Source organism: Cellulomonas sp. URHD0024 (assembly GCF_000426185.1).
Taxonomy (GTDB): Bacteria; Actinomycetota; Actinomycetes; order Actinomycetales; family Cellulomonadaceae; genus Cellulomonas.
In genome coordinates, this window is the sequence record NZ_KE384506.1 from 294,671 (window position 1) to 301,066 (window position 6,396).

Genomic DNA, 6,396 nt, shown 5'->3' on the forward strand with positions numbered 1-6,396 from the left:
CGCGCCCGCAGGGACGGGCCCGGGCGTGCCGGTCCGCCGCCCGGGCCTACCCTTGCCCTTGTGACACCGCCCAAGAAGTCCCAGGAGATGAAGGCGTCGACCGCCGCCGCCAAGCTCGACGTGTACCTGCCGGCGACGCCCGCGGAGTTCCAGGCGTCGTCCGTGAGTCGCGAGGAGCTGACCGAGCTGCAGCGCAACCCGCCGCAGTGGCTGGTCGACCTCCGTCGCGACGGACCGCACCCCCGCTCCGTGATCGCCGGCCGGCTGCGCATCTCGATCGCGGGCCTGGCGCGCGGCGGCGTCACCGACCCACTGAGCACCGCCGAGATCGAGGCCCTGCAGGCCGACCCGCCGTCCTGGTTGGTCCGCGAGCGGGAGATCGCCGCCGAGGTTCGTCGCGAGGAGCGCCGCCAGGAGTCCCGCGAGGCCGACCGCCGAGCCGCAGCGGCAGCAGCCGCAGCCCCGGAGAAGCCCAAGCGCTGATCCTCACGGCCGCGGCCGATGGCCCGCGGCGCCCGCTGTTGCCTCTCAGCGCGGGCGGCGGGGCTTCGGCTTGGGCTTGCCCTTGGCCGTCGGGCGGGGTTTCGACGAGGCTGGTTTTGACGAGGTTCTCGACGACGCGTCGCGGGGCTTGTGCAGCTTCTTCTGGGGCGGTTCCGGGGCCGGCGGGGCGCCGCGGCCGCGGCTGGACGACGCCGTGCGTCCGCGGACGATGCCGATGAACTCCTCGGTCAGGTCGTCGTACCGGTCGGTGACCCAGGCGAGCCCGATCGCGGAGCCCGGCGCGTCCCGGACGGTGCGCACGGTCAGGCCGCGGCGCTGGTGCAGGCGACCGATCGACTGCGGCACGACGAGCACGCCCACGCCGGCCGCGACGAGATCCACGGCGTCGGACGTCGTCTCCACCACGCCACCCACGAACGGTGTGCCCGGGGGAGCGGCCCAGCCGAGGGTGTCGTCGAGCGGGACGACGAGGGTCTCGTCGGAGAGGTCGGCGGCATCGATCTCGTCGTCGGCTGCCGTGACCAGGTGGTCCTTGGGCACGACGACGACCGTGGCCTCCGTGTACAGCGGGATCACGGAGAGCTCGTCGGCGACCGGGAGGCGGACCAGCGCGACGTCGGCGGACCCTGCCCGCAGATGCGCGACCGCCTCGGCCGGCGAGCAGTGCACCAGCTCCACGGGCACGTCGGCCAGCCGCTCCTGCCAGACGCGCAGCCAGCGGTCCGGGTTCACGCCGGGCACCAGCGCGATCCGGAACGACGTGACGCGCAGGGAGGCGGTGTCGTCGGTCATCGGACGCGCCGGAAGATCAGGTCCCGGACCTCGTGGCCGAGGTCGAGGCCGCGCTGTTCGAACTTGGTGACCGGCCGGTGGGAAGGACGGTCCACGAAGCCGGAGGCGGTGTTCTCCAGGAACGGGTCCGCCGAGAGCGCCTCGATCATGGCGTCCGCATAGTCCACCCAGTCCGTCGCGCAGTGCAGTACCCCTCCGACGACCAGCCGCGACCGCAGAAGGGCCACATGGGAGGGCTGCACGAGCCGGCGCTTGTGATGACGCGCCTTGGGCCAGGGGTCCGGGAAGAACACGTGCACAGCGTCCAGCGACTCGGTCGGCAGAGCGCGACGGACCAGGTCGAGCGCGTCACCGTGCCCGACGCGCACGTTGGTCAGGCCCGCACGCGCGACGAGCCCGAGCAGCGACGCGACGCCCGGCAGGTGCGCCTCCAGGGCGAGGTAGTCCCGGGACGGGTCGGCAGCGGCCATCGCGGCGGTCGTCTCGCCCATCCCTGAGCCGATCTCCAGGACCAGCGGGGCGGAGCGACCGAACATCCCCGTGGTGTCCAGCGGACCGTCGGCCACGTCGTCGTGCACCGAGAAGCCGAAGACCGGGAAGTGGACGCGCAGGTCCTCCTCACGCTCGTGGCCCAGCGACGAGCGCCGCGGGTGGTACGTCCGCAGCGGCTCGTGCGGGCGCGCGGCGACGAGGCGGAACGCGTCGGACGGGAGGCTCACGCACCGAGCCTAGGCGGCTGGGGACGGACATCCGACCTCGGCGTGCAGCGCCGGCCGGGAAGGCCCTCATCCGGCGTCGCGTCGAGGTCCCATCACCGCGAACACCTCGCCGAACGGGCCCGACGCGATCGACATGCGCCCGAACGGTGTGTCGGTGGGTGGGCTGACCACGGTCCCGCCGAGGGACGCGACCGAGGCGGCGGCGTCGTCCGTGGAGGTGACCGCGAAGTACAGAGTCCACGCCGGTGGAGCAGAGGCACCTGCGGACGGGCTGTACTGGCCGACGCCGGCGAGCGGGCCCGAGCCCAGAGAGAGGGACGCGTAGGTGAACCCCGGGGCGCTGAGGTCCTCCACCTGGTATCCGAAGACGTCGCGGTAGAAGGCCAGGGCACGGGGCTGGTCGTGCACCATGACCTCCGTCCACGCGACCGAGCCCGGTTCCTCGTCGACGTCCCACCCGGTGTGCGTGCCGGACTGCCACAGACCGAAGACGGCGTCGGTCGGGTCGGAGTACAGGCCCATCGTCCCGAAGCCGAGGATTCCCATGGGCGCGAGAACCACCCGGCCACCCGCGGACACCACCTGGTCCGCGGTGGCGAGCAGGTCGTCGGTCGCGAGGTACACGCACCACGCAGGAGCGGGTGCCGACGAGGACTCCATGGGCTCGGTCAGCCCGACCACCCGACGCCCGTCGAGGAACGCCTGCGTGTAGCCGCCGGTCTCCGGGCCGCCTACCTCGAACGTCCAACCGAACAGCGGCCCGTAGAACTCCCGGGCGGTGATCAGGGACGGGACGGTGATGTCGGCCCAGGCCGGCGAGCCTTGCGGCCAGGCGTCACGGTGGGTCGTCACATGGACCAGCAAACACCAGGGCCAGCATCGGCGCAGATCAGTCGCGCAGGTTCCTGCCCGATGTGCTACCCAGGGCACATGTCCGCGAGCGAGCCGAAGATCCCGGTGGTGCCGGAGGGTGCGGTGCCCGAGGACGCGGGGCGCGGGGACGGAGAGGCGCCGAAGGACGAGAGCGTCCTGACGGTCGTCGTCGCGTTCGGTGCCAACCTCCTCATCGCCGTCGCCAAGTCGATCGCCGCCGCGGTGACGGGGTCGGCGTCGATGCTCGCGGAGGCGGCGCACTCGTGGGCGGACACCGGCAACGAGGTCTTCCTGGTCATCGCGCAGCGGCGAGCGGCCAAGCCGGCGGACCCGACCCATCCGCTGGGCTACGGCCGTGAGGTCTACGTGTGGTCGCTGTTCGCTGCCATCGGGCTGTTCGCGGTCGGCGCCGGTGTCTCGGTCACCCACGGCATCCAGGAGCTGGTCCACCCGGAGCCTGCCGCCGACTTCGGCATCGCCTACATCGTGCTCGCGGTCAGTGCGCTGCTCGAGGGTGCGTCCTTCTTCCAGGCCTCCCGGCAGGCGAAACGTGCGGCCGCCCGGCTCGACCGGGACGTGATCGACCACCTCCTGTCGACCAGCGACCCGACGGTGCGGGCGGTGTTCTTCGAGGACGCTGCGGCCCTCGTCGGCATCGCGATCGCGTTCGCGGGGATCGGGCTGCACCAGCTCACCGGGTCGGCGACGCCGGACGCGATCGGCTCGATCCTCGTCGGCGTACTGCTCGGCGTCGTGGCGATCGTGCTGATCGACCGCAACCGGCGGTTCCTCGTCGGCGAGAGCGCGGATCCTGACCTGCTGGACGCCGTGCTGCGCGAGCTGCTGAAGCAGGAACAGATCGCCCGGGTCACCGAGCTGCGGCTGGAGTACGTCGGCGCGCGGATGCTGTACCTCACCGGAGCGGTGGACCTCGTCGGCAACCCGACCGAGGACGACGCGTCTCACGTGCTCGCGTCGTTGGAACGGCGAATCGCCGCGAACTCCCACATCGTCGGTGCGCTGCTGTCCCTCGCCGAACCGGAGGACGTCTCGATCCTCCCGGTGAACGAGACTCCGACGGACTCTTGACGCACCCAGGACACCCCACGTGGTCTCAGGGCACGCGACGGGCCTGGTCAGGATCCCCGTCGCCGTGCTCGACTACGAGGGGGTCCGGTTCTTCGCGGCCTCGGAGGAAGCCGTCACGCGCGGTCAGCAGCGGGTGACGGACCAGGACGACCGAGGGGCACACCCGTGAGCACTGTCGACGAGGCACCCTTCCACGTCCCGGTCGGGAGCCTGGTCAAGCTGGCTGTACCGGCGGCGCTGATGGGCATCTTCTGCTCGCTGTCGCTGCTGTCGCTCAGCACCCTGGCCGAGCACCTGTCCGACTGGGCGTGGGACGACCTGTCGGCGTCGTTCGGTTTCGAGGCGTACTCCAACGCCTGGACGATCATCATGCTCACCGTCACCGGCCTGCTGATCGGCCTCGTCGTGCGGTACGCGCCCGGTCACGCGGGCCCCGACCCCGCGACGGTCGAGCTCGTCGCAGCGCCACTGCGGCCGGTCGTCCTGCCGGGCCTCGCGGTGGCCCTGATGCTGATGCTGGCCGGTGGCGTGAGCCTGGGTCCCGAGAACCCGATCATCGGCATCAACGTCGGGATCATCGTCTGGGTGGGCCTGAAGCTGTTCCCCCAGGTCAATGCCCCCATCTGGCTCGCCGTCGCCGTCGCCGGCACGATCGGCGCGATGTTCGGTACGCCCGTGGCCGCAGCACTGCTCCTGTCCGAGCTGAACGCCGGTGACAAGCGCATCCCGCTGTGGGACCGGCTCTTCGCACCGCTCGTCGCTGCCACCACCGGTGCCCTCACGACGATGAACCTGGCCGACCTGAACCTCTCCGTCGACGTCGGCACCTATGTGGACGGTGGCCTGAAGGACCTCGGCATCGGCATCGTCATCTCGCTCGCCGCGGCCGCGTTCGGCCTGATCGCCGTGTACCTGTTCGTGCCGTTCCACACCGCGTTCCAGAAGCTCAAGCACCCCGTCGTCATGCTGACCGTCGGCGGTCTGCTGCTCGGCGTCCTCGGGGCGATCGGCGGCGAGGTCACCCTGTTCAAGGGCCTCAAGCAGATGCAGGAGCTCCCGGGCCTGGCTGCGACCACCACCGCCCTAGGCTTCCTGGGGTTCGCCGTGATCAAGCTGTTCGCGCTGCTCGTCGCTGCCACCTCGGGCTTCCGTGGCGGTCGCATCTTCCCGACGCTGTTCGTCGGCGTGGCGCTCGGGTTCGCGATCCACCAGGCGTGGTCGAGCGTCTCACTGCCGCTGGCGGTCGGCTGCGCGTGCGTCGGCATCCTCGTGGCGGCCACCCGCAGCGGCTGGCTCAGCATCTTCATGGCGGTTGCCGTGGTGCCCCAGCTCGTCCTGCTTCCCGCGTTCATCCTCGCGACGCTCGTCGCCTGGCTCCTCGTGACCAACCGTCCACAGCTCATCGCACCGGCTGCGCCGACGCCTCAGCCGTCCGCCGTGGTCGAGGCAGGACCGGCGTGACGGGTTCGTCGCCGAGCCGTCGTCAACGTACGCACCGCTAGCCGGGTCTGTGATCGTCCGCCGGTGGCTGGGCCGGGGGTGATCCGGGTCGTGCGTCGCGGGTCTGGGGTCGGGTGTCGGTGGCTGGGCCGGGGGTGAACCGGGTCGTGGGTCGCGGGTCTGGGGTCGGGTGTCGGTGGCTGGGCCGGGGGTGATCCGGTGGTCGCGCGTCGCGGGTCGCGGGTCGGGGCGGTGGCTGGGCCCCGTGTGATCCAGGGGTCGCGGGTCTGCGGTCGCCGGTCGGTGGCTGGGCTGGGCGTGATCTGCCGGTCGCGGGTCGCCGGTCGGTGAACGGGCCAGGTCTGATCTGGTGGCCGCCGGCAACGAACGCCCGCGGCGGCTTCTCTCTTGAGCCGTGCTTGCTCTCGAGTCGCCCTCGTGTCCCGGGTTGCGCCCGTTTCCCGAGACGTCCAGCCCCGGCGCGGCACACGCTGCGCGGCGCACTCGTGATGGGCCAGCGGCACTCGCCAGAAGCCGGCGGCACTCGCCAGAAGCCAACGGCTCTCGCCAGCAGCCGGCGGCACTCGCCAGAAGCGCGCGGCAGCTGCGTCCGAAGCACGCGGCAGCTGCGTCAGAAGGGTGGTGGTCGGTCCTCGGCTGTGCCGCTGTGTCGTGGTGGTGGTGGTGGGTGGGTGGTGAGGGCGGTGTAGTCGATCTGGGCGGGGGTGGGGTGGCGGGCGAAGGTGAGGCCGTCGGCGCTGGTCCACCAGGTGACTCCGGTGGTGGGGTTGCGGTGCACGTTCCAGTGTTTCTTGGTCTTGGCTTGGTGGTGGTGGCGGCACAGGGCGTGCAGGTTGTCGGCGGTGGTTTGGGTGTGCGCGGGTTGGGATGGGTCGTAGGGGGTGATGTGGTCCAGGTCGCAGCGGGTCGCGGGTTGTCGGCAGCCGGGGAAGGTGCAGGTCACGTCGCGGGCGATGAT

The 6,396-nt window shown here is 71.6% G+C and carries 8 protein-coding genes; 4 read left to right on the forward strand and 4 right to left on the reverse strand.

Annotated elements, in window-relative coordinates; translation table 11 throughout:
• The first annotated feature begins 60 nt into the window (after nucleotides 1–60).
• Nucleotides 61–483, forward strand: coding sequence for a DUF5997 family protein (locus tag I847_RS0121060; protein WP_028051282.1), 423 nt, complete (start codon nucleotides 61–63; stop codon nucleotides 481–483).
• Between the two features lie 45 nt (nucleotides 484–528).
• On the opposite strand, the gene I847_RS25240 is transcribed toward I847_RS0121060, so the two are convergent.
• From I847_RS25240 to I847_RS0121075, 3 genes are all read right to left on the reverse strand, one after another.
• On the reverse strand, nucleotides 529–1,296 hold the full coding sequence (locus I847_RS25240) for a LysR substrate-binding domain-containing protein (protein WP_028051283.1): 768 nt from the start codon (nucleotides 1,294–1,296) through the stop codon (nucleotides 529–531).
• A complete protein-coding gene (gene trmB, locus I847_RS0121070; protein ID WP_028051284.1) occupies nucleotides 1,293–2,015 on the reverse strand; it encodes a tRNA (guanosine(46)-N7)-methyltransferase TrmB in 723 nt (240 codons plus the stop codon). The genes I847_RS25240 and trmB overlap by 4 nt, the downstream gene beginning before the upstream one ends.
• Nucleotides 2,016–2,081: 66 nt before the next feature.
• Nucleotides 2,082–2,867, reverse strand: a complete 786-nt coding sequence (locus I847_RS0121075) for a VOC family protein (RefSeq protein ID WP_028051285.1) — start codon at nucleotides 2,865–2,867, stop codon at nucleotides 2,082–2,084.
• A gap of 78 nt (nucleotides 2,868–2,945) precedes the next feature.
• Between I847_RS0121075 and I847_RS0121080 the strand changes: the two genes are divergently transcribed.
• The 3 genes from I847_RS0121080 to I847_RS0121090 are packed head-to-tail and all read left to right on the forward strand — an operon-like array spanning nucleotide 2,946 to nucleotide 5,438.
• Nucleotides 2,946–3,977, forward strand: a complete 1,032-nt coding sequence (locus I847_RS0121080; RefSeq protein ID WP_081681212.1) for a cation diffusion facilitator family transporter — start codon at nucleotides 2,946–2,948, stop codon at nucleotides 3,975–3,977.
• A gap of 19 nt (nucleotides 3,978–3,996) precedes the next feature.
• Nucleotides 3,997–4,146, forward strand: a complete 150-nt coding sequence (locus tag I847_RS26960; protein ID WP_155856257.1) for a hypothetical protein — start codon at nucleotides 3,997–3,999, stop codon at nucleotides 4,144–4,146.
• Entirely contained in the window at nucleotides 4,143–5,438 is a 1,296-nt protein-coding gene (locus I847_RS0121090) for an ion channel protein (RefSeq protein WP_028051287.1), read from the forward strand. The genes I847_RS26960 and I847_RS0121090 overlap by 4 nt, the downstream gene beginning before the upstream one ends.
• A 610-nt stretch (nucleotides 5,439–6,048) precedes the next feature.
• Here I847_RS0121090 and I847_RS26965 read toward each other — a convergent pair.
• A partial coding sequence (locus I847_RS26965; RefSeq protein ID WP_028050431.1) for an HNH endonuclease signature motif containing protein occupies nucleotides 6,049–6,396 on the reverse strand: 348 nt, incomplete at its 5' end.

Excerpts from the sequence above, each read along its gene's own strand:
- I847_RS25240 (WP_028051283.1), bottom strand. The coding sequence starts at position 1,296 with ATGACCGACGACACCGCCTCCCTGCGCGTCACGTCGTTCCGGATCGCG.
- I847_RS0121080 (WP_081681212.1), top strand. The coding sequence starts at position 2,946 with ATGTCCGCGAGCGAGCCGAAGATCCCGGTGGTGCCGGAGGGTGCGGTG.